Origin of the sequence: Muricauda sp. SCSIO 64092 (assembly GCF_023016285.1) — a bacterium.
In the GTDB taxonomy this organism is placed as follows: Bacteria; Bacteroidota; Bacteroidia; order Flavobacteriales; family Flavobacteriaceae; genus Croceivirga.
This window is the reverse complement of record NZ_CP095413.1, coordinates 2,278,531-2,304,595: the sequence shown is the minus strand read 5'-3', so window position 1 is coordinate 2,304,595 and position 26,065 is coordinate 2,278,531. Positions and strand designations below refer to the sequence as shown.

Annotated in this window: 29 protein-coding genes; 25 read left to right on the top strand and 4 right to left on the bottom strand. The window is 43.7% G+C overall.

All coding sequences use genetic code 11. The features are described from left to right. The first annotated feature begins 185 nt into the window (after window positions 1-185). From L0P88_RS09660 to L0P88_RS09590, 15 genes are all read left to right on the top strand, one after another. Window positions 186-2,735: a tetratricopeptide repeat protein gene (locus L0P88_RS09660; RefSeq protein WP_247134378.1), complete on the top strand. Its 2,550-nt coding sequence runs from the start codon at window positions 186-188 to the stop codon at window positions 2,733-2,735. Between the two features lie 4 nt (window positions 2,736-2,739). Next, on the top strand, window positions 2,740-3,162 hold the full coding sequence (locus tag L0P88_RS09655) for a polymer-forming cytoskeletal protein (protein WP_158776356.1): 423 nt from the start codon (window positions 2,740-2,742) through the stop codon (window positions 3,160-3,162). Next, window positions 3,140-3,370, top strand: coding sequence for an AtpZ/AtpI family protein (locus L0P88_RS09650; RefSeq protein WP_158776357.1), 231 nt, complete (start codon window positions 3,140-3,142; stop codon window positions 3,368-3,370). Before L0P88_RS09655 ends, L0P88_RS09650 begins: the two co-directional genes overlap by 23 nt. Further along, the gene (locus L0P88_RS09645; protein WP_247134377.1) at window positions 3,367-3,768 is read left to right on the top strand and encodes a DUF6168 family protein; all 402 of its coding nucleotides are present in this window, start codon (window positions 3,367-3,369) and stop codon (window positions 3,766-3,768) included. Before L0P88_RS09650 ends, L0P88_RS09645 begins: the two co-directional genes overlap by 4 nt. 108 nt (window positions 3,769-3,876) lie before the next feature. Then, the gene (gene atpB / locus L0P88_RS09640) at window positions 3,877-5,013 is read left to right on the top strand and encodes a F0F1 ATP synthase subunit A (RefSeq protein WP_247134376.1); all 1,137 of its coding nucleotides are present in this window, start codon (window positions 3,877-3,879) and stop codon (window positions 5,011-5,013) included. Between the two features lie 77 nt (window positions 5,014-5,090). After that, the gene (gene atpE / locus L0P88_RS09635) at window positions 5,091-5,282 is read left to right on the top strand and encodes an ATP synthase F0 subunit C (protein WP_045801726.1); all 192 of its coding nucleotides are present in this window, start codon (window positions 5,091-5,093) and stop codon (window positions 5,280-5,282) included. A gap of 81 nt (window positions 5,283-5,363) precedes the next feature. Continuing rightward, a complete protein-coding gene (locus L0P88_RS09630) occupies window positions 5,364-5,864 on the top strand; it encodes a F0F1 ATP synthase subunit B (protein ID WP_158776360.1) in 501 nt (166 codons plus the stop codon). Between the two features lie 107 nt (window positions 5,865-5,971). After that, window positions 5,972-6,511 carry an ATP synthase F1 subunit delta gene (atpH, locus tag L0P88_RS09625; protein WP_247134375.1) on the top strand — a complete coding sequence of 180 codons (540 nt, stop codon included), beginning with the start codon at window positions 5,972-5,974 and terminating at the stop codon, window positions 6,509-6,511. 55 nt (window positions 6,512-6,566) lie between these two features. After that, window positions 6,567-8,147: a F0F1 ATP synthase subunit alpha gene (gene atpA / locus L0P88_RS09620; RefSeq protein ID WP_247134374.1), complete on the top strand. Its 1,581-nt coding sequence runs from the start codon at window positions 6,567-6,569 to the stop codon at window positions 8,145-8,147. 19 nt (window positions 8,148-8,166) lie between these two features. Next, entirely contained in the window at window positions 8,167-8,400 is a 234-nt protein-coding gene (locus L0P88_RS09615) for a four helix bundle protein (protein WP_313791599.1), read from the top strand. Window positions 8,401-8,538: 138 nt separating this feature from the next. Beyond that, window positions 8,539-9,399, top strand: coding sequence for an ATP synthase F1 subunit gamma (gene atpG, locus L0P88_RS09610; RefSeq protein ID WP_247134373.1), 861 nt, complete (start codon window positions 8,539-8,541; stop codon window positions 9,397-9,399). Window positions 9,400-9,467: 68 nt separating this feature from the next. Next, window positions 9,468-10,682 (top strand): MFS transporter, encoded by a 1,215-nt coding sequence (locus L0P88_RS09605; RefSeq protein WP_247134372.1) that lies wholly within the window; start codon window positions 9,468-9,470, stop codon window positions 10,680-10,682. A gap of 93 nt (window positions 10,683-10,775) precedes the next feature. Beyond that, on the top strand, window positions 10,776-11,627 hold the full coding sequence (locus L0P88_RS09600; RefSeq protein ID WP_247134371.1) for an alpha/beta fold hydrolase: 852 nt from the start codon (window positions 10,776-10,778) through the stop codon (window positions 11,625-11,627). After that, window positions 11,620-12,114, top strand: a complete 495-nt coding sequence (locus tag L0P88_RS09595; protein WP_247134370.1) for an RNA polymerase sigma factor — start codon at window positions 11,620-11,622, stop codon at window positions 12,112-12,114. Before L0P88_RS09600 ends, L0P88_RS09595 begins: the two co-directional genes overlap by 8 nt. Beyond that, the gene (locus tag L0P88_RS09590; RefSeq protein ID WP_247134369.1) at window positions 12,107-12,664 is read left to right on the top strand and encodes a hypothetical protein; all 558 of its coding nucleotides are present in this window, start codon (window positions 12,107-12,109) and stop codon (window positions 12,662-12,664) included. The genes L0P88_RS09595 and L0P88_RS09590 overlap by 8 nt, the downstream gene beginning before the upstream one ends. A gap of 6 nt (window positions 12,665-12,670) precedes the next feature. Here L0P88_RS09590 and L0P88_RS09585 read toward each other — a convergent pair whose 3' ends face one another. Then, window positions 12,671-14,323: a sulfatase gene (locus tag L0P88_RS09585; RefSeq protein WP_247134368.1), complete on the bottom strand. Its 1,653-nt coding sequence runs from the start codon at window positions 14,321-14,323 to the stop codon at window positions 12,671-12,673. A 121-nt stretch (window positions 14,324-14,444) separates the two neighbouring features. Between L0P88_RS09585 and L0P88_RS09580 the strand changes: the two genes are divergently transcribed. From L0P88_RS09580 to L0P88_RS09540, 9 genes are all read left to right on the top strand, one after another. After that, window positions 14,445-14,912, top strand: coding sequence for a hypothetical protein (locus tag L0P88_RS09580; RefSeq protein WP_247134367.1), 468 nt, complete (start codon window positions 14,445-14,447; stop codon window positions 14,910-14,912). Window positions 14,913-14,997: 85 nt separating this feature from the next. Further along, a complete protein-coding gene (locus L0P88_RS09575) occupies window positions 14,998-16,464 on the top strand; it encodes a lipopolysaccharide biosynthesis protein (RefSeq protein WP_247134366.1) in 1,467 nt (488 codons plus the stop codon). Beyond that, window positions 16,454-16,888: a dUTP diphosphatase gene (gene dut / locus L0P88_RS09570; protein WP_247134365.1), complete on the top strand. Its 435-nt coding sequence runs from the start codon at window positions 16,454-16,456 to the stop codon at window positions 16,886-16,888. The genes L0P88_RS09575 and dut overlap by 11 nt, the downstream gene beginning before the upstream one ends. Window positions 16,889-16,926: 38 nt before the next feature. Then, on the top strand, window positions 16,927-17,241 hold the full coding sequence (locus tag L0P88_RS09565; RefSeq protein ID WP_247134364.1) for a GIY-YIG nuclease family protein: 315 nt from the start codon (window positions 16,927-16,929) through the stop codon (window positions 17,239-17,241). Between the two features lie 38 nt (window positions 17,242-17,279). Beyond that, on the top strand, window positions 17,280-18,296 hold the full coding sequence (locus L0P88_RS09560) for a sugar phosphate nucleotidyltransferase (protein ID WP_247134363.1): 1,017 nt from the start codon (window positions 17,280-17,282) through the stop codon (window positions 18,294-18,296). A gap of 64 nt (window positions 18,297-18,360) precedes the next feature. Then, complete coding sequence (locus L0P88_RS09555) at window positions 18,361-19,308, top strand: tetratricopeptide repeat protein (RefSeq protein WP_247134362.1); 948 nt, start codon at window positions 18,361-18,363, stop codon at window positions 19,306-19,308. Then, window positions 19,308-20,093, top strand: coding sequence for a DUF4292 domain-containing protein (locus L0P88_RS09550; RefSeq protein WP_247134361.1), 786 nt, complete (start codon window positions 19,308-19,310; stop codon window positions 20,091-20,093). The genes L0P88_RS09555 and L0P88_RS09550 overlap by 1 nt, the downstream gene beginning before the upstream one ends. Before the next feature lie 4 nt (window positions 20,094-20,097). Beyond that, complete coding sequence (locus L0P88_RS09545) at window positions 20,098-21,318, top strand: murein hydrolase activator EnvC family protein (RefSeq protein ID WP_247134360.1); 1,221 nt, start codon at window positions 20,098-20,100, stop codon at window positions 21,316-21,318. A gap of 4 nt (window positions 21,319-21,322) precedes the next feature. After that, the gene (locus L0P88_RS09540; RefSeq protein ID WP_247134359.1) at window positions 21,323-22,159 is read left to right on the top strand and encodes an aldo/keto reductase; all 837 of its coding nucleotides are present in this window, start codon (window positions 21,323-21,325) and stop codon (window positions 22,157-22,159) included. Here L0P88_RS09540 and L0P88_RS09535 read toward each other — a convergent pair. After that, window positions 22,156-22,674: an acyl-CoA thioesterase gene (locus L0P88_RS09535; protein WP_247134358.1), complete on the bottom strand. Its 519-nt coding sequence runs from the start codon at window positions 22,672-22,674 to the stop codon at window positions 22,156-22,158. The genes L0P88_RS09540 and L0P88_RS09535 overlap by 4 nt on opposite strands. Before the next feature lie 61 nt (window positions 22,675-22,735). Then, window positions 22,736-23,683, bottom strand: a complete 948-nt coding sequence (locus L0P88_RS09530) for an SPOR domain-containing protein (RefSeq protein ID WP_247134357.1) — start codon at window positions 23,681-23,683, stop codon at window positions 22,736-22,738. Window positions 23,684-23,779: 96 nt separating this feature from the next. Here L0P88_RS09530 and dprA point away from each other — a divergent pair, with 96 nt between their 5' ends. Next, the gene (gene dprA / locus L0P88_RS09525) at window positions 23,780-24,892 is read left to right on the top strand and encodes a DNA-processing protein DprA (protein WP_247134356.1); all 1,113 of its coding nucleotides are present in this window, start codon (window positions 23,780-23,782) and stop codon (window positions 24,890-24,892) included. 188 nt (window positions 24,893-25,080) lie between these two features. Here the strand turns inward: dprA and trpS are convergent, their stop codons facing one another. Next, complete coding sequence (gene trpS, locus L0P88_RS09520; protein ID WP_247134355.1) at window positions 25,081-26,049, bottom strand: tryptophan--tRNA ligase; 969 nt, start codon at window positions 26,047-26,049, stop codon at window positions 25,081-25,083. Window positions 26,050-26,065: the final 16 nt, after the last annotated feature.

The following is a 26,065-nucleotide window of genomic DNA, read 5'->3' as shown; positions in this document are numbered from 1 at the left end:
TTTTCCTACAATAAAAATAAGCAAATACATCAAGTTTTAAAAGTTAAAAAAACCATCCAAGCACCTAAAGTGTTGTAAGTTGTTGGATTTGTCAAAAGAAAGTTTATTTATCTTGACGTAATTTGAATTTCCTATACTAAACAATGCTTTTTTAAGTTATCCTTCATAGGAAAGATTGTCACATTTTGAAGCTTCATTTTAAATCCATACTTCCAGCGATAGGGCTACTCTTGCTTTGTTTGGCGTGTTCCACCAAGAAGGATGCGTTTATCAATCGTAACTGGCACGCCGTGACCACAAAATACAACGTGCTGTACAACGGAAATTTGGCTTTTGAACAGGGAAGGGAGGAACTCAACGCATCGTATCGTGACGACTTTTGGGAAGTGTTGCCCGTAGAGCGGTTGGAAGTAACGGATGAGATTAAACTGGATTCGGAAGACAACAATCCCAACTTTGTCATTGCCGAGGAGAAGGCCACCAAAGCCATCCAAAAGCACAGTATGGACATTAAGGATGAGGAGCGCAACCCCCAAACGGATGAGGCCTTTTTGCTGCTGGGCAAAGCACGCTATTTTGATCAGCGCTATATCCCAGCTCTGGAAGCCTTCAATTACATCTTAAGGAAATATGTGGAGAGTGACAAATTGAACGAAGCGACCATTTGGAGGGAAAAAACCAATATGCGCTTGGACAATCCTGAGGTGGCCCTTAAGAACCTAAAACGACTTTTGAAGTTTGAGCGGCTAAAGGACCAGGAATACGCCGATACCCATGCCGTTATGGCACAGAGTTACCTACACCTGAATGCCACGGATTCGGCCATTCAAAAATTGAAGGTGGCGCAGGCCTATACCAAAAAGAATGAAGAGCGCGGTCGCTACCTGTTCATCATTGGACAATTGTACGATCAATTGGGACTTAAGGACAGTGCCAATTATGCCTTTGACAAGGTAATCGCCTTAAATAGAAAATCGCCCAGGGTATACATGATCAACGCCCATTTAAATAAAATTCAGAACACAGCGATTACCGCGGAAAACCAAGAACCCTTGTTGGAGTATTTAACGGATTTGGAAGAAGACCGCGAAAACCGCCCTTTTTTGGATAAAATATATCATCAGATTGCGAATTACCATTTAAAAACGGGCTCGGATAGTATAGCATTGGCCTATTACAATAAATCGCTCCGGACCACACAGCAGGACACCAAACTCAATGCCAGGAACTATGAAACCCTGGGGGAACATAATTTCAACCAAAAAGAATACAAAAAGGCAGGTGCATATTATGACAGCACCTTGACCAATTTGGCGGAAAACACAAAAAAATACCGTCGCATCAAAAAGAAGTTCGACAATCTGGAAGATGTCATCAAATATGAGGATGTCGTGCAATATGCGGATAGCGTCATTACGCTATATCGTATGCCCGAGGAAGAACGGACGGCCTATTTTGAGGAGTATATCCAAGGATTAAAGGAGGAGGCTGCCGCCCTGGAGGCCGAAAAGGAAAAAAAGGCGAAAGCAGGTTATGCTGCCTTTGCCGAAACCCAAGGTGGAAAGGAGAACAAGGGCAAGTTCTATTTTTATAACGTCACCAGTCTGGGCTATGGGAAGAATGAGTTCAGAACCCGTTGGGGAGAACGCCCCTTGGAGGATGATTGGCGCTGGAGCAATAAAACCCGTGTGATACCCTCGGAAGCAACGGGCAACCCAGTGGCCGATGGGGATAATGGACCCGCTACGGAAGAAGAAAAGTATTCCGTGGCATTTTACATGGAGCAATTGCCCAAGGACGCTGCAGTTATTGACAGTTTGATTGGGGAACGGAATTTTGCCAATTACCAACTGGGGTTGATCTACAAGGAAAAATTCAGGGAAAACCTTTTGGCCGCAGCGAAACTGGAAAAGGTTTTAAAGGGAAATCCTGAAGAGCGATTGATAATGCCATCCAAGTACAACCTTTATAAGATTTATGAGGAGACCGGTAGCCCTTTGGCCGTGGAAATGAAGCAGGACATTTTGAAGAACCACCCCGATAGTAGATATGCCACAATTTTACTGAATCCTGAAGCAATTTTGACCAATGACGCGCAAGGCCCGGAGGCGCGGTATGCCCAACTGTTCAAAAAATATGGGGAACAACGGTTTTTGGAGGTCGTTACCCAATCCCAGGAATACATCAATGTGTTCACGGGTGATCCCATTGTCCCAAAGTTTGAATTATTGAAGGCCAATGCCATTGGTCGCCTGCAAGGTTTTGAACCCTACAAGGAAGCATTGAACTATGTGGCATTGACCTATCCCAACAATCCCGAAGGGAAAAAAGCGGAGCAGATTGTTGCCGAACAGTTGCCCAAATTGGAATCCAAAGAATTCTCCCCGGAAGAAGGAAGTACGGGAACGGGTAATTGGAAAGTGGTGTTCCCATTTAAAATTAAGGATGATGGGAAAGCATTGAAGCTTCAAAAGCGATTGGAGGATGCCATTGAAGAGTTACGATACAGCAATAGGGTATCAAAGGATATCTATAATTTGGAAGACCAGTTTGTCGTAGTCCATGGGTTCCGATCCAAGGATTTTGCCCTGGGTTTTTCCGAACTCATAAAAAAGAATAAGGACTACCGAATCAAGGATGAGAATTTTGTAATTTTGTCCAAGAATTACCAAACCATCCTGATCCATAAGAATTTAGATGCTTACAAAGCACAATTGTTAACCCCAAAACCGTGAACAGATGTTCTCAGACAACAAAAAGCCCCGACCTATGGAAAACTTTGGCGGACAGCCCAACAGAATCGAGAAAAACACCGTAATTAAAGGAGATATCACCTCCGAGGCAGATTTTAGAATTGATGGTAAACTTGAAGGAAATGTAAAAACCTCCGGAAAGGTAGTTATTGGTAAGGATGGCCTTATCAAGGGAAAAGTGGAATGCGTGAATGCAGATATTGAAGGTAGCTTTAATGGCGAACTTTTTGTGTCCGAACTATTGTCCCTAAAGACCACGGCCAAAATTGAGGGAACCGTAAACGTTTCCAAATTGGCAGTGGAACCGGGGGCTACTTTTAATGCTTCCTGTAGCATGGGAAAAGGAACAAGTACGGCAACCCATAAATTGCAGCCTCCCAAAGTGAATGAACCAGCAAAAGTCTCCTAAGAAAAACAATGGCTTTAAAAATGCAGCGGCCCTATCCGGCATTGCATTTGAAATGGGCATTATCATTTACCTTGCCGTAAAAGGAGGTAATTGGTTGGATGCACATTACGAAACCGAAAAAAAATATTTTACCGTAATAGCCACGCTTTTGGGTGTGGCTATTTCTATTTGGGTAGTTTTGCAGCAATTGAAAAGATTGAACAATTGAACGTAGGGACAAAACTACCAAGACAATTCACCTTAATTCTATTTGGGGCGTTACTTCTTGCTTTTATGCTTCATTATTTTGTTTTGAAGAACCTTGATCTTGCCCCTTTGGACAATATGCTGGTTGCCTCCTACAGTATAAACTTTGTATTGGCCGTCGGAATTTTTATAGGATTGTACTATGCCAGGAAAAAGCTAAAAAATGCATTGGGTTTTTTATTCATGGGGGGAAGCCTAATAAAGTTTGTGGTATTCTTCATTGTTTTCTACCCGGTTTACCGGGCTGATGGGGAGATCCAACGTGCGGAATTCGCAGCTTTTTTTGTCCCCTATTTGACCGCCCTGGTTTTGGAAACCTATTTTGCATCAAAAATGTTGAATCAAGTATCCGATTCCTGAATTTTTCACCCGACCCAAATCACTAAAAATAAAGCAACAAAGCTTTTTTCCTTTTAAGGGAAAGACTTACATTTGCACCGATTTTTAAAGACCGTTAGTTCCAGCGAAATGCGAAAAACGTTTTTGAAGAGTTTTCTTCTTTTTTCTGTATTGATTCTAAGTCAAATTTCCTTCGGAAAAGAAAAGGAGGACAAACATGGCGAGGAAGGTCATGGTAAGGACCTTAAGACCGAAATCAAGGAATACATCCATCACCATTTACAGGATTCCCACGACTTCTCCCTTTTTTCCTATACCAAGGAAAATGGCGACCACAAATACGTGGGCTTTCCCTTGCCCGTGATACTCTGGGATGATGGGCTAAAAGTCTTTTCTTCCACCAAGTTCCACCACGGGGAGACCTTGGCCGAAGTGGATGGAAATTACTATAAGCTCTATCACGGCAAAATTTATAGGACGGATGCCAACGGCACCATTGATTATGACGAAAGCCACCACCCTACCAACATAAAACCCTTTGATTTTTCCATTACCAAGAATGTGGTAATGATTATCGTAACAGGTTTGTTGATGCTTTGGCTTTTTTCCAGTTTGGCGCGATCGTACACAAAAAATAACGGTATCCCAACTGGGGCGGGAAGGTTTTTTGAACCCATCGTCCTTTATATTAGGGACGATATTGCACGGCCCAATATAGGCGAAAAGCGCTATAAAAAATACATGCCCTTTCTGTTGACCATCTTCTTCTTTATATGGTTTTTGAACATGTTTGGGATGACACCGCTTGGAATTAATGTCACTGGAAACATTGCCATTACCACTGCCCTGGCCATATTAACGTTTTTAATTACAAATTTTACGGGAACCAAGGATTATTGGATGCACCAATTTAACCCTTTGGGTGATTCCCTTCCCTGGTATGGAAAAATACCATTGTATATCATTTTGGTTCCGATAGAGTTATTGGGATTGATCATTAAACCCTTTTCACTGTTGATTCGATTGTATGCGAACATGCAGGCCGGACACATTGTTATTGGAAGTTTGATTGGGTTGATGTTCATTTTTAAGAGCTGGCTTGGAAGTCCGCTGTCATTTGGCCTGGCTTTCGCCATAATGTTGATCGAGGTACTTGTGGCATTGTTACAAGCCTATATATTCACCATGTTGAGTGCGCTTTACTTCGGTTTTGCCTCCGAGGAACACGAGCACGATCATGGACATGAAGCCGAGGTGGCCCATTAAAAAATAGTTTGGTCATTCATGGAGTTGAACTGACCGATGGATAAGTGTTGAATTTTTAATTTTTAAACTAGATAGACATGGAAATTCCAGTAATGGTAGGTGCAGGTTTGGTAGTTATCGGTGTTGGTTTGGGTATTGGTAGGATTGGTGGTTCCGCAATGGAAGCCATCGCACGTCAGCCCGAAGCATACGGTAAAATCCAAACAGCGATGTTGATTGCAGCTGCATTGATTGAAGGTATTGGTTTTGCTGCCCTTTTTGCGGTATAATCAGTCATCTAAAAGCAAAAGGCTGCAACGGTTGGTTGCAGCCCTTGCTTGTTTAAAACATTAAGAGATAAAGAAAAAGAGATGGAAAAATTATTGGAGGAGTTTTCATTAGGGCTGTTTTTTTGGCAAACACTACTGTTCCTTTTATTGCTATGGCTACTTTGGAAGTTTGCATGGAAACCCATTCTAAATGCGGTCAATGATCGCGAAGAAGGGATCAAAAATGCCCTTCAAGCAGCGGAGGATGCGAAAAAGGAAATGCAGAACGTTACCGCGGATAGCGAAAACCTTTTGCAGGAAGCCCGGGCAGAACGTGAGAAGATGTTGAAGGAGGCCCGTGAAATCAAGGAGAAAATGATTGCAGATGCCAAGGAACAGGCACAGGTGGAAGGGGATAAGATGCTAAAACAAGCGCAAGCGGCCATAGAAAGTGAGAAGAAAGCCGCCGTTGCGGACATTAAGGAACAAGTGGCCACCCTTTCCGTGGATATTGCGGAAAAAGTAATCAAAGGGGAACTGTCCGACAAGAAGAAACAACTAAAGGTAGTCGAGGACATGTTGGGCGACGTTAAGTTGAATTAGTAAATAGAAAGAGGTTCGAAAGTTAATGGTCACTGGTAAAGGACCGATTCCATTTTCCGGTTACCAGATAACCATTAACCCACAAACCGTTAACCATAGCACGTAAAATGAGTAATAGCAGGGCGGCCATACGATACGCAAAAGCAACCTTGGATTATGCCGTGGAGCAAAAAGTTGCGGACAAGGTAGATACGGATATGCGCAAGATTGCCGAAACCATTTCGGACCATCCGGAGCTACAGCAACTTTTGACAAGCCCAATCGTAAAAAATGAGGTCAAGAAAAACTCCCTTTCGGCGATTTTTAAAGGGAGTAATGAAATTACCCTGGGACTTGTAAACACCTTGGCGGATAATAAACGTATCGACTTGTTACAGGAAGTGGCGTACAAGTACATCATTCAGTACGAAAAGATGAAAGGAGAAGATACGGCCGTGGTTACCACAGCTGTCCCCCTTACGCCAGCACTGGAAAAAAAGGTGCTTTCCAAAGTAAAGGAGCTTACGGGCAATAAGGTTTCCCTGGAGAACAAGATTGATGAAAGTATTGTAGGTGGATTCATTTTAAGGGTCGGGGATTTACAGTACGATGCCAGTGTGGCGAACAAATTGAATACAATAAAACGAGAATTTACAAATAGTCTATAATCAACGGACATACCGATGTCTTACATCTTATGTCTTACGTCTTATATCTTAAATTATGGCGGGAGTAAAAGCAGCTGAGGTTTCAGCAATATTGAAAAAGCAATTATCAGGTTTCGAAGCAACCGCTTCCCTGGATGAGGTAGGTACCGTACTCCAAGTGGGGGACGGTATTGCCAGGGCATATGGTCTTTCCAATGCGGAATACGGCGAGTTGGTGGAGTTTGATGGTGGAATGCAAGGTATTGTGTTGAACCTGGAAGAAGACAATGTGGGTGTGGTATTGTTGGGGCCATCCAAGGAGATTTTGGAAGGGGCTACCGTAAAAAGGACACAACGTATTGCCTCCATCAACGTTGGAGAAGGTATTGTGGGCCGTGTTGTGGATACTTTGGGTACACCCATCGATGGTAAAGGTCCAATTGCTGGTGAAACCTATGAAATGCCATTGGAGCGAAAAGCACCCGGGGTAATCTACAGACAACCGGTAAATGAGCCTTTACAAACTGGAGTAAAGGCCATTGATGCGATGATTCCAATTGGTCGTGGACAACGGGAGTTGGTAATCGGTGACCGCCAAACAGGAAAAACAACGGTTTGTATCGATACCATTCTTAACCAAAAGGAATTTTACGATGCGGGAGAGCCCGTATATTGTATCTATGTGGCTATTGGTCAGAAGGCCTCTACGATTGCAGGTATCGCAAAAACATTGGAAGATAAAGGTGCCTTGGCCTACACCACCATTGTAGCTGCAAATGCCTCCGATCCCGCACCAATGCAGGTATATGCCCCTTTTGCCGGTGCTGCAATTGGAGAATATTTCCGGGATACCGGACGACCTGCACTGATCATCTATGATGATTTGTCAAAACAAGCGGTTGCCTATCGTGAGGTATCCCTATTGTTAAGAAGGCCACCGGGGCGTGAAGCCTATCCAGGTGACGTGTTCTATTTGCACTCAAGATTATTGGAACGCGCGGCAAAAGTCATTAATGACGATACCGTGGCCCAAAACATGAACGATCTTCCTGATGCGTTGAAAGACAAAGTAAAGGGTGGGGGTTCTTTAACGGCACTGCCCATTATTGAAACACAGGCAGGTGACGTTTCCGCTTATATTCCAACAAACGTAATTTCCATTACGGATGGTCAGATATTCCTGGAGCAGGACTTGTTCAACCAAGGGGTCCGTCCTGCAATCAACGTGGGTATTTCGGTATCACGTGTGGGAGGTTCGGCGCAGATCAAATCCATGAAGAAAGTGGCCGGTACCTTAAAACTGGACCAGGCACAGTTCCGGGAGTTGGAAGCTTTTGCCAAGTTCGGTTCGGATTTGGATGCGGCGACAATGAACGTAATTGAAAAAGGACGTAGAAACGTTGAGATCCTGAAACAGGCCCAAAATGATCCATTTACGGTTGAAGATCAGGTCGCAATTATTTTCGCAGGTTCCAAAAACTTGTTGAGGGATGTTCCTGTAAATAAGGTAAAAGAATTTGAAAGGGACTATTTGGAGTTCTTGAATGCCAAGCATAGGGGAGTTTTGGATACGCTAAAATCCGGGAAGCTAACGGATGAGGTAATCGATACCTTGACTTCGGTTTGTAAAGATTTATCAAGTAAGTACACCAGTTAGGAGTGCAGAGTTAAGAGTTATGAGTAAGTTGAACGAAAGTCCTATACGCATTAAGAGCTTTCAGTTTGCTTGTGGCATAGTTGATTACTGCGATAAACTTAAAAAAAACAAAGATTTTGAACTTGCTTCTCAATTACTAAGGAGCGGAACCAGTATAGGCGCAAATACCAGAGAGGCACAAAGAGGCGTAAGTACAAAAGATTTCAAAAATAAGTTTGGCACTGCACTCAAGGAAGCTGATGAAACCATGTAATGGCTGGAAATTTTGGAAGCCACAGGAAGAGAAGTGCCAGAAAATATGATGGAAAAGTGCAATGAGTTGATTCGTATCTTGGTTAAGATTATCAAAAACTCATAACTCTGCACTCATAACCCATAACTGAAGAAAGGAATGGCAAACTTAAAAGAAATACGTAATAGGATTGCATCGGTAAAGTCGACCATGCAGATAACGAGTGCCATGAAAATGGTTTCCGCTGCCAAGTTGAAAAAGGCCCAAGATGCCATAACGGCAATGCGTCCTTACGCCAATAAGTTGACCGAGCTATTGCAAAACCTTAGTGGTAGCCTGGATGGGGATGTTGGGGCCAAGTACACGGATAATCGTGAGGTCAAGAAAGTGCTTGTGGTTTCCATTACCTCCAACCGTGGACTTTGTGGGGCCTTCAATTCAAATATCATCAAGGAATCCGTTTCCCTTTATCATGGGAAATACGGCGGCAAACAGGTAGATTATATTACCATTGGTAAAAAAGGAAATGATATTCTGGGAAAGAAATTCAATATCATTTCCAATCAGAGCAGCATCTTTGACAAGCTGACATTTGAGAATGTCACCGTAATAGCGGAAGATTTAATGCAACGTTTTACCACAGGGGAGTATGACCGGATAGAACTGGTCTACAACCGATTTAAAAACGCAGCGACCCAAATCGTAACTACGGAGCAGTTTTTACCCATTGTTCCCGTTGAAGGGGATGTAAACGCCAGTGCCGATTATATCTTTGAGCCGGATAAAGCGGGAATTGTGGAGCAGTTGATTCCAAAATCACTGAAAACCCAATTGTATAAAGCCATTCGGGATTCCTTTGCAAGTGAGCATGGGGCCCGTATGACGGCAATGCATAAGGCAACCGATAATGCCGGGGAGCTTAAGGACCAATTAACATTGACCTACAACAAAGCAAGGCAGGCCGCAATTACAGGTGAAATATTGGAGATTGTTGGTGGCGCCGAAGCATTGAACGACTAAAATAGAAACGGAAATAACCATTCCAAAACATAACTAAGCCCCACCTCCTTGTGGGGCTTTCATTTTGCATGAAATCAAAAAAGACGGCCTTACTTTTTATTTTCATCACAATTTTAGTGGATGTCATAGGTATTGGCATCATCCTGCCCATTATTCCGGAGTTTATCATGCAATTAACCGGAGAGGGCAATCATATGGCGGTTATCTATGGCATGTGGTTAACAACGGCCTTTGCAGGAATGCAATTCCTGTTTTCCCCGGTTTTGGGCGAGATTTCCGATTGGTATGGCCGTAAACCGATCCTACTGCTTTCCCTTTTGGGACTGAGTATCGATTACTTGATCCATGCTTGGGCACCAACCATCCTCTGGCTGTTCATTGGTCGTTTTCTGGCCGGGATTACGGGAGCGAGTTTTACGGTCGCATCAGCTTATATTGCAGATATCAGTACCATGGAGGAAAAAGCCAAAAACTTTGGACTTATTGGTGCGGCCTTTGGCCTGGGCTTTATTATTGGCCCTGGTATTGGAGGATATTTTGGTGATATCGATATTCGATTGCCGTTTTACATTGCAGCCGGACTGACATTTGCAAATTTTCTGTTCGGATGGTTCGTGGTTCCCGAGTCTTTGAGTAAGGAAAACCGAAGACCGATCAATGTTTTAAAGATGGTACCCGGCGTATCCTTGGTTGCCCTAAAGAACTATAAAGGGGTTTTGTTGTTGATCGCTGCATTTTTCCTGGCCAACCTGGCAGGGCAGGCGTTGCCATCCGTGTGGTCGTACTTTTGTATCGAAAGTTTTGATTGGAATCCCAAACAGATAGGTCTTTCCCTGGTTGTGGTAGGACTTTTGGTTGCCTTTGTCCAGGGATTCCTGATCGGTAAGGCCATTGGGTGGTTTGGGAAACGTAATGTGGTCACCTTTGGATTTCTATTGTGGACCCTCGGGATGTTTTTATTTTCCCAGGCCAGTGAACCTTGGATGCTCTATGCATTTTTGATTCCCTATGCCCTTGGAGGGGTAGCTGGGCCAACGGTACAGGGCATTATTTCCAATCAGGTATCGGTAAAGGAACAAGGAATCCTCCAGGGATCGATTACGGGCTTGGTCAGCATTACCGCTATTCTGGGGCAGTTGCTATTTTCACCGGTGTTTTACTACTTCATACGCCCAGAAACCAAATTGTACTTCCCCGGGGCTTCCTTTGCACTGGCATCGGCATTATTGTTCATTGCTTTTGTTTTGGCCACTGTGGCAATGAAAAGAATAGCAGTAGCGTAGCCCCTCCAAGGATTTTAACCATTATTTCCAAAGTTTGATGTAACATTTTTGGCGTTTTGAATCTAAAGGGAAAACGATTCAAAATTCTTAAAAATGAAAAATTCAAAGACCCTTGTCCTTTTACTATTGTTCATGGTTGTCTCCATAACAGCACCTGCCCAAAATCAAGCATTCGAAGTACAGGTTAAAGGTGCTGGGGAACCATTACTTTTCTTCCCGGGCTTTGCCTGTACAGATGAAGTATGGGACGAAATAGTAACCGAGCTTTCAAAAAAATACGAATGCCATGTGTACACCTTTGCCGGCTTCGGGGATGTGCCGCCCGTAGCATTCCCATGGTATCCCAAAGTAGAGGAGGCCGTTTTGGATTATATAAAATCCAATAACCTGGAAAATGCCATTCCCATAGGTCACAGCCTGGGAGGAACCTTGGCCCTTTCGTTGGCGACAAAGGAAAATGTTTTTGAAAAGCTTATCATTGTTGACGCCTTAACGGCAACGGGCGCCTTAATGATCCCGAATTACAAAAGTGAACATATGGTATATGATAGCCCATATAACAATCGGGTCCTTACTATGGGTGAAGGGGATTTTAGGGCAATGGCAACGCAAATGGCATCTGGAATGACACTGCATCAGGAAAAGCAGGACCAAATCGTTGATTGGATGCTCAAGGCGGATAGAAAAACATATGTCTATGGGTATACGGATTACCTAAAAGTGGATTTGCGCAAAGCAGTGAGTGCCATCCAAATACCGGTGACCATTTTTGCCGCCACACATCCCTTTGGAAAGGAAATGGTCAAAAAGACCTATGAAGAACAGTACAAAAACCTGGCCGATTATGACCTTAGGTTTGCGGAGGGCTCGGCCCATTTTATTATGTACGATAAACCAAAGTGGTTAGTGGAACAACTTATTGCTGTCTTGACCAACAATGAATAAAACCGACCAAGAATTTGAGCAGCTCTACCATGCCAATTATGACCAGGTGATGCGACTATGTCTTGGGTATGTTTCGGGCGATGAGGATATGGCCAAGGATTTGGTCCAGGAGGTATTTGTGAAGGTTTGGAACAGCCTGAGTGAATTTCGCAATGACAGCCATGTCTCAACCTGGATTTATCGAATTGCCGTGAATACCTGTTTAATGGGCCTTAGAAAGAAGAAACCTTACGCCCTAAAAATGGAAATGGAATCCGATACCACCATCGAGGATGAAGGGTCTGCCGAACATAAGGAAATGCAATTCAAGGAAATGTATAGGTGCATCAATACCCTTTCGGCCACAAATAAAGCCATCATTTTAATGGAATTGGAAGGGCTTGCCCAAAAAGAAATAGCCGCTGTTATGGGAATGAACCATACGGCGATACGAACGAGGATACATCGCATTAAAACCCAACTTTCAAAATGTGTACATCATGGATGATTTTGACAACATAAAACAAAACTGGAAGGAACAACCCATCCCAAAGCCTTCCAAAGCAAGTTTCAAGGGCGTGAAGGACAAAATTGGCCAAGTGGCCAGAAAACAGAAGATTGCCAATGTGGTCCTATTAAGTACGGTAGTCGTTTTAGTGGCTTTCTTTTTTTACATCAAGGCAATGGAACACCAAAGCGTGGCTTTGGCTTTGGGCGCCATGATCGTTGTTTTATTGGTTAGAGTGCTTGTTGAATTTTTTAGTTTGAGAACGTTGAAAAACCTATCGATGACCTTGGACATTGAAAGTTTTAAAGCCAGGCTTATCGGGTATTACAGGAAAAGGGTAGGGGTACATACCATATTGACACCCCTATTGATTCTTGTGTATTGCTTTGCGTTTTGGACCTTACTCCCGGACTTCAAAGAAAGCCTGTCAAAAGGCTTTTACAATTACATCATAGTCTCTTCCCTGGTTTTATTGGTGGTACTTGGGGGGTTCATCTTTGTCCAGGTCCGTAAGGAAATGGAAACACTTAAGGAATTGCAAAGTCCATAGTTAAGCCTATTTGTTTTCCTTTGAAGCAGGATCCATACTGTTTTTCAGATGAATGTCGATATACTTTTGGTTGAGTTCATCGGAATCCCCATAGCGCTCCCGCAATTCCTCCAGTTTCAATTTCAGGTTTGCGACCACATCGGCATATTGCGGATTCTCGTAGAGGTTGTGCAATTCGTTGGGGTCATTTAGTCTGTCGTAGAGTTCCCATTCATCAACATCATAATAAAAATGGGCCAATTTGTAAGCCTTGGTCACAATACCATAGTGCCGCTTTACCTGATGGACCGCGGGATACTCATAATAGTGATAGTACACCGCATCACGGTTCCATTCGGTCTCATTGGATGTTAGTAAGGGCATTAAACTTTCGCCCTGCATGTCATTGGGCGCTTCAATTTGGGCGGCCTCGAGCAGGGTCTGGGCAAAATCCAGGTTCTGGACCATCTCCTCATTGGTAATGCCCGGTTTTATGGTATTGGGCCAACGTATCAATAAGGGCGTTCCAAAGGATTCATTATAAATAAACCGCTTGTCGAACCAGCCATGTTCCCCCAAATAAAATCCTTGGTCCGAAGTATATACCACCAAGGTATTTTCGGATAGGTGGTTTTCATCCAAATAATCCAGGACACGACCTACATTATCGTCAACAGAGGAAATACAGGCAAGATAGTCCTGCATATAGCGTTGGTACTTCCAGCGCATTTTCTGGGTGTCGTCCATTTTTGGCCAATTTTCCTCGAAATCCGCGTTGATGATATCGAGAATGGGCTCGTAAAGTGCTTTTTGTTCCGGAGTCGCCCGCTCGGTATAGGGGCCATGAAAACTATTTTCAAATTCTGGGATTTGAGGTTCTGGCCGCATACGTTGGACAAGTTCAGGTCTAATTTTGCTATCATGACTGTACATCATATGGCGAAGCAAGTTCATCTCGGCCGTTTTGGCCGCCGTTCCCCGGGATGCATAATCATCAAATAACGTCTCAGGTTCCGGAAACTCCTTGTTTATGAATTCCTGAAACTTATCCGGTCTGGGCCACCACGGACGATGCGGTGCCTTGTGCAGGTACATCATTAAGAAAGGTTTTGTGGTGTCCCTTTTGGTATCCAGCCAATCCAAGGTTAAATCCGTGATGACATCGGTAACATAACCTTCTATTCTAACGGTATCCCCATTTTTGGTTATAAAGTCCGGGTTGATATAATTTCCCTGTCCTGGAAGGATCATAAAGTCATCCACGCCTTTAGGGTTATTGCCAAAATGTAATTTCCCAAACATGGCCGTTTGGTAGCCGGCGTCCTGAAAAAGTTTTGGAAAAGTGACCTGAGTGGTATCAAAGGGACGGGAATTATCCGTTTTTCCATTAATATGCGTGTGTTTGCCCGTTAAGATGGTCGCCCTTGAAGGTGCGCAAATGGAATTGGTAACAGAGGCGTTATGGAAAGTGATGCCCCCTTTGGCAATACGATCAATATTTGGGGTCTGGATCAAGTGGTTTTGATAGGCGCTAATGGCCTGATAGGCATGGTCATCCGACATAATGAACAGGATATTGGGTCTTTCAGGGACGGATTTTTGGGTTTTCTGTCGTTGTCCACAGGAAACCATCAGAAATACAAAAACAAGAACCCGCAAGGCTTTTAAATGGAAGGTCATGGATTACAATCTTTGAACAGTAATATAGCAATAAATACACTTATGGCGCCAGTGGATTTTCAGGTTTGGCACTAATTTTGGTTTCATATCTTTACAACACTATAATGTAAACGCTATGAAGATGATACCTTATATACTATTGGTCCTGGGATTTTCCATCTCTGGATGCTCATCCCAAAAAAAACTGCCGGATAAGGCCCCTTTTGAAATGGGTCCGGCCACCTGTCAACCATGGACGGGAAGTGAGGAAGAAGCGGGGTCCGGTCTGTTACTCGAAATCCCCATATTGAGTGAGGATTTAAACGGAGCACAACTCAAACAGGCCTTTTTTAGAGGGAAAATAGCGGATATTGACTTGGAAAGCCTGGAAACGGGCTGGGTAGCGAAGGCCAATTTCAGCGAACAAAAAATCGAAAAACCGGATATCATAATGCATGCGGATCCAAAAAAGGAAATAGGTAACCGACCGCCACAGCCTAAAAAGGAATTTCCTTTTGTATTGGACGCAGATCAATGTGTATTGAGCTATATGGAAGGTGAAACACTGAAATATGTAAAGATTGAAGGTGTAGCGGAGAAGAATCCTTGATTTACAAGTAGTGGATAATATTACTAATTTTATGCATATATACCCCCGAAGCATCCCTTCGGGGTTTGTTTTAAGATAGTTGTATTTGGGCCCACTTAAAAAGTTATTCAAACAAACCTTTATCTACGGATTGGCAACCGTATTGCCCAGAATGCTTTCCTTTTTACTATTGCCCTTGTATACGGGTATTTTGGCTACTGCCGGCTATGGGGAGGTTTCGGTGATCTTTGCTTGGTTCGCCATCTTCAACGTGGTGTTGGCCTATGGAATGGAAACCACTTTTTTTAGGTTCTATAACGGGGAAGTTTCCAAGGAAACCGTGGTTTCCACCTCCATTCTATCGATTGCGGCAACAACACTTCTTTTTGTACTGATTGGTTTTTTAGCGTTGGACGCCATTTCACAAGCTATGGCCATTGAACCAAAGTATATACGCTTTGCCATACTCATATTGGCTTTGGATGCCCTGGTCATTATACCCTTTGCCTGGCTCAGGGCCAATGAGAAGCCAATGCAATATGCCATAGTCAAGATATTGAATGTGACGATCAACCTTGGGTTGAACATTTTCTTTTTACTGGGGCTTCCCGCGATTTTTTCAAAAGACCCGGAAGCACTATTGAGCAAACTTTATGTTGAAGATTATGAGATTGCCTACATTTTTATAGCGATGATGGTCGCCAGTGGGGTCACTTTGCTTCTCATGTTGCCACGTTATTTTAAGACCACCTATATTTTTGATAAGGGTCTGTGGAAGCGAATGCTGAAATATGCGGCCCCGGTACTGCTTGCAGGTATTGCATTTACCATTAATGAAGTGTTTGACCGGATTTTATTGGAACAGCTACTTCCGGAAAACACGGCCAAAAGTGAAGTGGGAAAATATTCGGCCTGTTATCGCCTGGCCTTGTTCATGACCCTATTTGGAACGGCGTTCCGAATGGGGATCGAACCTTTTTTCTTCAGCCATTCAAAAAGCGAGGCGCCTCAAAAAGCATATGCACAGATTACCAATTATTTTGTGATCTTAGGGAGTATTATATTGTTGTCCGTTGTCGTTTTTGCAGATATCCTAAAGGTATTGTTTGTTCGGGACGAAGCCTATTGGGAAGCCATGCCCATTGTCCCGATTATTGTTCTTGCCAGTTTTTGTTTGGGCATTTATCACAACCTTTCCGTATGGTATAAAATCACGGATCGAACCAGGTTTGGGGCCTATATATCCTCAGTTGGCGCCCTGCTTACCCTTGTCATCAACTTTGTGTTTATCCCTAAAATGGGATATATGGCATCCGCCTTGGCAACACTTGTCGCTTATGCCAGTATGATGGGGTTATCCTATTATTTTGGTAAAAAATATTATCCCATTCCGTATAATATGCGTAAAATCGTGTTCTATGGAGGGTTTTCCATTCTCTTTTCCGTATTGTCCTTTTATGTTTTTAACCGAAATATAGTAGTGGGAAGCCTGCTCCTTTTGCTATTTTTGGGGCTGATTTACAAATTGGAAGGAGATAAACTGAGAACCATATTTTTAAGACGTGAAGGTTAACATTATTAACAAGTCAAAACACCCATTGCCCCGCTATGAGACCAATGCTTCCGGGGGAATGGACTTAAGAGCCAATATTTCGGAACCCCTAACGTTGAAACCTTTGGAGAGGGCCATTATAAAGACAGGTCTTTTTATCGAGCTTCCCGTTGGATATGAAGCCCAGGTCCGCCCTCGCAGTGGATTGGCGGCTAAAAAGGGCATAACCGTATTAAACTCCCCGGGCACCATTGATGCAGATTATCGAGGTGAAATAGGGGTGATATTGGCCAATCTTTCCAATGATGATTTTAGGGTCGAAGATGGGGAGCGGGTCGCCCAATTGGTGATTGCCAAACATGAAAGGGCAGAATGGATCGAAGTCGGGGAACTGTCCGAAACTTCCAGGGGAGCCGGTGGTTTTGGAAGTACGGGAAGGAAATAAGAATTCCTGCGAAGGCAGGAATCTCCTTATAAGAAAAAATGAAACTTTGGTATGTCTATATCATGACCAATAGACCAAATGGGACAATCTACATTGGAGTAACCGATACTATTGATGAGCGGGTTAAAGAACACAAACTCAAAAAGTACCCAAAATCATTTACGTCGCGGTATAACTGTGACAAACTTGTCTATTTTGAGGAATATGAACAAGGGGATAAGGCAATAGTAAGGGAGCGGCAGTTTAAGAAATGGAAACGTTCTTGGAAAATTGAATTGATTGAAGAAATGAACCCCAATTGGTCAGATTTGAGCATGAATTGGAAACGGAACTATAATAGATTAAGAAAATAAAGTTTAACTAAGAGATACCTGCTTTCGCAGGCAATAATATGAAGATAATCGTCCCCATGGCTGGTCGGGGCTCAAGATTGCGCCCACATACCCTAACCGTACCAAAACCGCTTATTCCCGTGGCCGGAAAGCCCATCGTACATCGTTTGGTAAGCGATATAGCCAAGGTATTGGGAGAGCCTATTGAAGAAATTGCCTTTATTTTGGGAGACCCCGCCTTTTTTGGCGAGGATGTTGTACAAAGCTTGGAAAAGCTGGCCCAGGAATTGGGGGCGAAAGCCAGTATATACAGGCAATTGGACCCTAAAGGAACAGGACATGCCATTATGTGCGCCGAACCTTCGTTGTCCGGCCCGGCGGTAATTGCTTACGCAGATACTTTAATTCGTGCCGATTTTAACCTGGACAAGGAAGCGGATAGTGTCATTTGGACCAAAAAGGTGGATAATCCGGAAGCTTTTGGAGTAGTGAACCTAAATGAGCAAAATCAAATTGTGGAGTTGGTGGAAAAACCAACCGAGTTTGTGAGTAATCAGGCGGTAATAGGCATTTATTACTTTAAGGACGTTGGGGTGTTACGGGACGAATTACAGTTCGTTTTGGAAAACAATATCATCAATGGTGGGGAATATCAAATCAATGATGGGATTAAACGTATGATGGCCAAGGGCAAGATATTTGTGACCGGAAACGTGGACGAATGGATGGATTGTGGCAACAAAAATGTAACGGTCGAAACCAATCAGCGCATGTTGGCCTTTTTGGAAAAGGATGGGGAACAACTGCTGGCGGATTCCGTACAAAAAACAAATGCCAATATTGTTGCACCCTGTTTTATTGGGGAAAACGTCGTCATAAAAGATAGCACGGTTGGTCCTTATGTTTCCATCGGGGCAAATACGGTTGTGGAAAATGCAACCGTTAAAAATAGCCTAATCCAACGCAACAGTGTTATTAAAAATGCTAATTTGGATAATGCCATGATTGGGAGCCATGTATACTATGATGGTAATTTTGAGACCGTTAGCATAGGGGATTATTCGGTCCTGGAGTAGATTTTAGGAACCCATTATCCTTGGGCACGGATTTTGAAGGTGTTCCAGGGGAGGCAAGGGAATTATGTGGAGAGAAAAAGTTTTCCGGGTTTTAATGGTATTGCAGCTACTCGCAATACAGGCTGCCCTTGCCCAAAATTCCCCAAAAGTTATTCCCGAAGAAGAAAGCGCCGAGGTGTTTTTGGAAGAATATACCGATGAGTTTCAAGAAAAATTCTTTGAAGCCCTAAAGCAAAAAAGTATCCAAAACTATGACCGTGCCATTAACCTGCTCTTGGAATGTAAGCAATTGGACGCCAACAGTACTGCAGTGGAGCACGAGCTGGCAAAGACCTATTTTCTGGATAAAAAATATATCCCGGCCCAGCAATATGCGGTGGAAGCATTGATTTCGGAGCCGGGGAACTTTTGGTTTTTGTTCAATCTATACAAGATCGCCGAGAAACAGGGTGTCCCATTTCAAAACCTGGAAAATACCATTCCGTATACAAATAGGGAGCTCAAGACCAATCTGGTCAAAATCTATTTTCAGAACAGGAAATACAAGGACGCCAAACAGGTACTGGGTAGTTTGGAAATGAACCAGGAACTTTCCCTCTTGGCCCAAAAAATAGAGGATTCGCTCAACAAGGCCCAAAAGAGTACGGAACGGATCGTCACAAAGAACACCCCATCTCCGGAAAGAACCCTGGACAGCGAACTGGAACGTTTTCGAAACGCGTTGAAATCGATGGCCTCCGGTACCGATCACTCGGATTTGGAAGCCAAGGCCAGGGAAGCGTTGGAAACCTATCCCCTGCAACCGGAGTTTTATTACTTCCAGGGTCTGGCATTGAACAGGATGGAGCGCCACCTACAAGCAGTGGGCGTCTTGGAGGAAGGCCTGGAATATCTTTTTGATAATGACCTGCTGGCCAATGATTTTTACAAAGAGTTGGCCTTGGCCCATAAAGCAATTGGAAATACTTCTAAGGCAAATCTATACCTTAGTAAGGTAAAACCCGGTTTTTAATGAAATGGTACCGTTCCCACATAAGTATCCCTGTTCTGGTTATCGCACTATTGGGGATTTTTTTAACTTCTTGTAAAACCAAAAAGGCGGTTTTGGAGGGAGAGGTCGATACCTCCATCTCAACAAAAAAAATCATTCAGAACCACTACTCCAATTCCTTGGATTTTGAGACCTTGAGCGGTAAGGTTAAAATTGATTACGAAGAAGGGAGCACCAACCAGGGCATCACTGTTAGTCTACGGATAAAAAAAGATGAAGCCATTTGGGTCAGTGCACCTTTGGGCATGTTCAAGGCTTACATCACTCCGGAAAGGGTTTCCTTTTATAACAAATTGGAAGGGGAATATTTTGATGGGGATTTTACCTTTTTAAGTGATCTACTGGGATACGAAATGGATTATGGAAAAGTGCAGAATGTACTCATTGGTAATACTGTATTGGATTTGAGGAGCGAAAAGTACGTGTCCTTAACGGAAGGGGATAGCTATATTTTAAGGCCGAAGGTCCAGAAGGAACTTTTTAAAATTCTCTTTTCCCTGGAACCACAACATTTTAGGACCAAACTTCAACAGATCTCACAACCTGAAAAAGATAGGTTTTTAAAATTGGATTATGCCTACCAAAACATAGACGCCAGGGTGGCCCCAAGTAGGGTTACGATCGAGGCGGTCAATGAAGATGGTTTGCGTACCATTGATTTGGATTTTAGAAATATTGAGTTTGACCGTAGGTTGAATTTTCCCTACAGGATACCAAAGGGCTTTAAAGAATTGGCGGCGAAATAGCGTGTTGGCAAAGCGAACATATCAGTATTTTTCCTTGTGCATTTTATTGTTCTGGGGAGTTGCCCTCACGGCCCAGAGCAGTGAGCAAAAAGCACTTGAGGAGAAGCGGGCAAGGATTCAAAGGGAAATCCAGGAAATGAATCGCTTACTTTCTGAGGAAAAGGCAGAAAGAGGAAACGTTCTTGAGCAGATGGAAGCCCTGGACCAGCGGATCAATATAAGACAGGAACTGATTAGGGTGACCAACAGGCAATCCAATTTGCTCAACCGTCAAATCAATGCCAACGTCCGTAAAATTTCCAAGCTTCGGCAAGATTTGGAGCTTCTAAAAGAGGATTATGCAAAACTGATCGTGAGTTCTTACCAACAACGGTCCGGCCAAAACCGATTGATGTTTTTGCTCTCATCGAACAATTTTTTCCAAGCGTTCAAACGATTAAAATACATAAAACAATACACGGCTTTCAGAAAACAGCAAGGGGAGGAAATTCAGGCCAAAACAGCAGAGTTAACGGTATTGAACAAGGATTTGGTGGAACAACGAAAAGTCAAAAATCAGCTATTGGCGGAAAACAGGAAGGTCAAAAGCCAGCTATCCAGGGAAATCAACTCCCAAAAGGAACTTTTGAAGACCATTAGGGCCAATGAGAGCCGATACACCCAGGCCATTCAAGCAAAACGCAAAGAAGCCAGAAGAATAGACCAGGAGATAGAAAAACTGATTCGAACTGCCATTGCCAGTTCCAACAAAAAAACGGGGAAGTCGGGTTCCCGGACCTTTTCCCTTACACCTGAGGCAAAACTATTGGCCTCCAATTTTTCCGCCAATAAGGGAAAGTTGATCTGGCCTGTGGAGAAAGGGATAAAAAGTCAGGGTTTTGGGGTCTATGCGGACAAGATCTATCCAGGAATCAAACACCAGAACAACGGGGTTACGATTACGACCAACAAAGGCGAAAAGGCCAGGGCGGTATTTGATGGGGAGGTCATTGATGTAAAAACCACCCGAACTGGACAAAAAGCAATTTTCATTCGGCATGGGAATTACATTTCAACCTATTATAATCTGGCCAATGCCTATGTTCAGAGTGGGGATAAGGTAGTGGCCAAGGAAGAAATAGGGGAGGTGTATACCAATAAGACCAGTGGCCTCACCAAATTGAAGTTCTATCTCTATCAAAATACCAAAAAATTAAATCCTGAAGAATGGATTTATCAATTATAAAACAATGAAGGAAATTACCGATTTACAGGGAACGTTTACGTTGAACAATGGGGTTAAAATGCCCTATTTTGGCTTAGGGGTGTATCTGTCCAAGGATGGCCAAGAGGTTATCGATGCCATAAAATGGGCCGTGGAATCCGGATATCGCCATATTGATACCGCATCGGTTTACAAAAATGAGGACGGTGTTGGGGAAGGGGTCAAACAATGTGGTGTTCCCCGGGAAGACCTTTTTGTGGTAAGCAAGGTATGGAATACGGACCAAGGCTATGAGACCACCTTAAAAGCTTTTGAGGCCAGTTTGGAACGATTGGACATGGAGTATTTGGACCTTTACCTTGTCCACTGGCCGGTTGCCGGGAAATACAAGGATACCTGGAAAGCACTGGAAAAATTGTATGCCGAAGGCCGGATTCGCGCTATTGGGGTAAGCAATTTTTTGCAACACCATCTGGAAGACCTGCTTACCGAGGCTTCCGTTGTCCCAATGGTGAATCAAATGGAGTTCCATCCTTTTTTGGTACAACAGGATTTGATTGATTTCTGCAATAAAAATACCATTCAGTACGAAGCGTGGTCGCCCATGATGCAAGGGAAGATCTTTGGTATGGAGGAATTTCAACAACTGGCTGGAAAATACAATAAGTCCATTGCCCAGATCGTGTTGCGGTGGGATCTGCAAAAGGGGGTCGTTACCATTCCAAAATCCTCGAAAAAAGAACGGATTATTGCCAACGCCGATATCTTTGATTTTGAACTGTCCGAAACCGATGTAGCGCTATTGGACGCCATGCACCGTGGTCAACGTTTTGGTCCGGACCCGGATAATTTTGACTTTTAGGAGTTCCCCATAAACAATGCCCTTAGTTCTGTGGCATCGGAAGGCTTCATTTTACCTGCCAATACCAGACTTAACTGTTTCCTTCGTAGGGCGCCGGCATAACGTTCCTTTTCCAATTCCGTTTCTGGTTCCAGGTGGGGAACCTCGGTAGGGGAACCTGTTTCGTCCACCGCCACAAAAGTATAAATGGCTTCATTGGCCTTTACCCGTTCTCCACTGATTCGGTCTTCCATCCAAACGTCGATATAAACCTCCATGGAGGTTCTAAATGCCCTGGAAATCGTTGCTTCTACGGTGACCACACTACCCAAGGGGACGGAACGGTTAAAGGCGACATGGTTCACGGAGGCGGTTACGGTAATCCTTCGGCTGTGCCTTCTTGCAGAAATACTTGCCGCTCGATCCATTCGGGCCAGGAGTTCACCCCCAAAAAGGTTATTTAAGGGGTTGGTTTCGCTGGGGAGCACCATATCGGTCATGACGGTACGGGAATCACTGGGTTTCTTGGATTGCATCAAATAGGAATTTGTACAAAGTTAACCAAGATATGCTTGGGAGTTTGGCTGGAAAGGAATCTTATTTTTCGGAAAGCATCCAGGCGTCCGCAGATACGGTGGCTTTAATTTTTTTAAGAAACCGCAATGCCTCCTGGCTATCCGAAAAACTATCAAAGGTTACTTGATGCAAACCATACCGATTGGTACCTAAGTATACGGCATCATAACCCTGTGCTTTGAGTTGATCGATTTTTTTGTCCGCATTTTCCCGAAACCGAAACGCCCCTGCAATCACGTGGTGCATTGGGCCTTTGGCCATTTTGGTGATGTTAAGGTTCAACGCAGGTAATTCCAACGGACTTCCCTCAAAAAAAGTGGCTTCTTGGATATGTCTGGAAACCTGTTCCTGGACATTTTGCCTAACCATATCCTGTCGGTATTGGTTTTGTTGGTAGAACTGATACGCACTGGTCCCTGTAGCCAACAAAAGCAAAAAAATGGCGGCATACTGCAGCCAGCCCTTGGATCTAACCCCTTCACGACGCTCTGGGGTAATGGTAAAGGGCACCTTTTCTTCCAACTGTTGTACTTCCTCCTTCAGTTTTTCACGGATAATAGGCGTAGCGTTAAGTGAAGAAAAACCAAAAGAGGCCGCTAAATAGTTATAACCGTCCTCAGGAAGAAACTGTATCCGCTGTTCCTTGCCTATCCAAAGCTTTCCAATACCTTCCAAAAACAAGTGTTTGCCACTGTCCAGCCTCACTTTCCATTGTTTGGAAACCTCCTCTACTTCTTTCAGAAGGGCTTCATAGGGAAGGTTTTTGGCATTGGCGATATGCGAAACCAATAAACCATCATTCTTTGTCAACTGTTGGTTAAAGGACAGGTTTTTAGTAGGTGGATGCAAGGTTTGCTGTGAAACATCGATACATGCAGCTGTTGTATTAGCCAGGAAAGCCCCAAAATTTGGGACCACGACACAATTGTATCTGTACAGCAACTCTGCTATATAATGTTCTACGCGCATAGGGGCAAATATTGAAAAAAATATAGCGTTCCGAAATGTAACGGATAACTTTTTATTAACATTTGAATTTGGGTATATTGTGAAAAACTTCGGTGAATGGCCAAGCTCCCACATACTGAACTTATTGCCCTTTTGAGGTTACAAAGGGTTCCCCTTGTAGGGGATATCAGTGCCAAAAGGCTGTTGGATAGATGTGGTACTGCAGAACAGGTTTTTAAGGAGAAAAGGGTGGCCCTTCAAAGAATAGACGGGATTGGTTCCGCAATGCTCTCCGGATTATGGGACCACCGGTATTTGGAGGAAGCGGAAAAGGAATTCCAGTTCATCCAAAAGCATGGGGTTGCGTATTCCTTTTTTAAGGATGATGACTACCCCAAACACCTAAAACACTGCATTGATGCCCCAATCCTCATTTTTAAAAGGGGGACCATGGATGTTGCCCATAAAAAAATCATAAGTGTTGTGGGTACCCGAAGGATTACCAGCTACGGGGCTGCCTTTATAGAAAGGTTCATGGAGGACATTGCCCCTCTGGATCCCATTATTGTCAGCGGTTTTGCCTATGGTGTGGATATTGCTGCCCAACGAGCGGCGATGGATCATAACTTACAGACCATTGGATGCTTGGCACATGGCCTGAACCAGATGTATCCAAAAGCGCATCAGAACTATGTTTCCCAGGTCGAAGGGAATGGTGGTTTTATAACAGAGTTCTGGAGTTCCAGTAATCCAGATAGGGAAAACTTCCTAAAACGCAATCGGATCATTGCGGGAATGAGTGATGCCACCATAGTTGTGGAGTCTGCAGAAAAGGGCGGTAGTTTGGTTACTGCGGATATCGCACATAGCTATAACAGGGATGTTTTTGCCGTACCGGGACGGACATCGGACAGGTTTAGTGTGGGCTGCAATAACCTTATCAAACAACAAAAAGCCCATATATTGACCACAGCGGCCGACTTAATCTATATTTTAGGATGGGAATTGGCTGAAAAAGAACAACATACGGTTCAAAAACAGTTGTTCGCGGAACTGAACGAAACAGAAAGGTCTATCTACCAATATCTACAGTTGAACGGAAAACAACTACTGGATACCGTGGCCCTGGAGTGCAATTTGCCCATTTTTAAAACCTCCTCTTCTTTGTTGAATATGGAGATGAAAGGAGTGATACGTCCGTTACCCGGTAAATTGTTCGAGGCGATCTAGGAAAGGAGAACCCTTTATCGAAGGGAAAAGGGACAGACAGGGTATTCCGGTACAGTTGCATTTTAACGTAATAAAAAGGATTAAAACAGGCAAAAACGGCTTTATCAGAGGGAATGGTCGCGAAATGAACGCTTTAAAGCCGATCCATAACAGGCCTGAATCGGCGGTTTATCGATCTTTACAATCTATTAATACCCGACCTTTTCCCGAACTCGGGCCAAAACACCATTAGCTACCGTTCTTGCCTTTTCAGCACCTTTGGCCAGGGCTTCATCCACTTCATGCAAATGGTTCATATAATAGGTAAACCGTTCCCTAGGTTCTTCAAACTTAGTAAGGATTAGCTCATAAAGGGCTTGTTTCGCATGGCCATAACCATAGTTTCCGGCCAAATAATTGGCACTCATCCCTTCAATCTGTTCCTGGGAGGCCAATAGCTTGTAAAGCGCAAAAACATTGTCATTTGTGGGATCCTTTGGATCTTCCATAGGGGTACTGTCCGTCACAATACCCATTACCTGCTTGCGAAGTTTTTTATCCGGTTGAAAAATATTGATAATGTTATCCTTGCTTTTACTCATCTTTTCCCCATCGGTTCCGGGCACGTACATGGTGTCTTCATGCACTTTGGCTTCGGGCAATACAAAGGTTTCGCCCAGTTGGTTGTGAAAACGCGAAGCCACATCCCTGGTCATCTCCAAATGCTGCAATTGATCCTTGCCCACAGGTACAATCTCCGCATCATATAAAAGAATATCCGCGGCCATGAGCATGGGATAGCTGAACAATCCTGAATTTACGTCCTGTAGACGGTCTGCCTTGTCTTTAAAGGAATGGGCCAATGTCAAGCGTTGATACGGAAAGAAACAGCTTAAATACCAGGCCAATTCCGTAACCTGGGGGACATCACTTTGACGGTAAAAAACGGTTTTTTCAATATCCAAACCAAAGGATAACCACGCGGCAGCCGTGGCATAGGTGTTTTGCCGCAATGTTTCCCCATTTTTGATTTGCGTAAGGGAATGCATGTCCGCAATGAATAAAAAAGAATCGTTTTCTGGTTTTTGGGCCATTTTTATAGCAGGGACAATTGCTCCCAGTATATTACCCAAGTGAGGGACTCCCGTACTTTGAATCCCAGTTAAAATGCGTGCCATGGCAAAAATTTAGCGG

Bases quoted from the DNA above. Each gene is read 5' to 3' on its own strand.
- L0P88_RS09655 (WP_158776356.1), top strand. From the start codon at position 2,740: ATGTTCTCAGACAACAAAAAGCCCCGACCTATGGAAAACTTTGGCGGA.
- L0P88_RS09650 (WP_158776357.1), top strand. From the start codon at position 3,140: ATGAACCAGCAAAAGTCTCCTAAGAAAAACAATGGCTTTAAAAATGCA.
- atpB (WP_247134376.1), top strand. From the start codon at position 3,877: ATGCGAAAAACGTTTTTGAAGAGTTTTCTTCTTTTTTCTGTATTGATT.
- atpE (WP_045801726.1), top strand. From the start codon at position 5,091: ATGGAAATTCCAGTAATGGTAGGTGCAGGTTTGGTAGTTATCGGTGTT.
- L0P88_RS09630 (WP_158776360.1), top strand. From the start codon at position 5,364: ATGGAAAAATTATTGGAGGAGTTTTCATTAGGGCTGTTTTTTTGGCAA.
- atpH (WP_247134375.1), top strand. From the start codon at position 5,972: ATGAGTAATAGCAGGGCGGCCATACGATACGCAAAAGCAACCTTGGAT.
- atpA (WP_247134374.1), top strand. From the start codon at position 6,567: ATGGCGGGAGTAAAAGCAGCTGAGGTTTCAGCAATATTGAAAAAGCAA.
- L0P88_RS09615 (WP_313791599.1), top strand. From the start codon at position 8,167: ATGAGTAAGTTGAACGAAAGTCCTATACGCATTAAGAGCTTTCAGTTT.
- atpG (WP_247134373.1), top strand. From the start codon at position 8,539: ATGGCAAACTTAAAAGAAATACGTAATAGGATTGCATCGGTAAAGTCG.
- L0P88_RS09605 (WP_247134372.1), top strand. From the start codon at position 9,468: ATGAAATCAAAAAAGACGGCCTTACTTTTTATTTTCATCACAATTTTA.
- L0P88_RS09600 (WP_247134371.1), top strand. From the start codon at position 10,776: ATGAAAAATTCAAAGACCCTTGTCCTTTTACTATTGTTCATGGTTGTC.
- L0P88_RS09595 (WP_247134370.1), top strand. From the start codon at position 11,620: ATGAATAAAACCGACCAAGAATTTGAGCAGCTCTACCATGCCAATTAT.
- L0P88_RS09590 (WP_247134369.1), top strand. From the start codon at position 12,107: ATGGATGATTTTGACAACATAAAACAAAACTGGAAGGAACAACCCATC.
- L0P88_RS09585 (WP_247134368.1), bottom strand. From the start codon at position 14,323: ATGACCTTCCATTTAAAAGCCTTGCGGGTTCTTGTTTTTGTATTTCTG.
- L0P88_RS09580 (WP_247134367.1), top strand. From the start codon at position 14,445: ATGATACCTTATATACTATTGGTCCTGGGATTTTCCATCTCTGGATGC.
- L0P88_RS09565 (WP_247134364.1), top strand. From the start codon at position 16,927: ATGAAACTTTGGTATGTCTATATCATGACCAATAGACCAAATGGGACA.
- L0P88_RS09560 (WP_247134363.1), top strand. From the start codon at position 17,280: ATGAAGATAATCGTCCCCATGGCTGGTCGGGGCTCAAGATTGCGCCCA.
- L0P88_RS09555 (WP_247134362.1), top strand. From the start codon at position 18,361: ATGTGGAGAGAAAAAGTTTTCCGGGTTTTAATGGTATTGCAGCTACTC.
- L0P88_RS09550 (WP_247134361.1), top strand. From the start codon at position 19,308: ATGAAATGGTACCGTTCCCACATAAGTATCCCTGTTCTGGTTATCGCA.
- L0P88_RS09540 (WP_247134359.1), top strand. From the start codon at position 21,323: ATGAAGGAAATTACCGATTTACAGGGAACGTTTACGTTGAACAATGGG.
- L0P88_RS09535 (WP_247134358.1), bottom strand. From the start codon at position 22,674: ATGCAATCCAAGAAACCCAGTGATTCCCGTACCGTCATGACCGATATG.
- L0P88_RS09530 (WP_247134357.1), bottom strand. From the start codon at position 23,683: ATGCGCGTAGAACATTATATAGCAGAGTTGCTGTACAGATACAATTGT.
- dprA (WP_247134356.1), top strand. From the start codon at position 23,780: ATGGCCAAGCTCCCACATACTGAACTTATTGCCCTTTTGAGGTTACAA.
- trpS (WP_247134355.1), bottom strand. From the start codon at position 26,049: ATGGCACGCATTTTAACTGGGATTCAAAGTACGGGAGTCCCTCACTTG.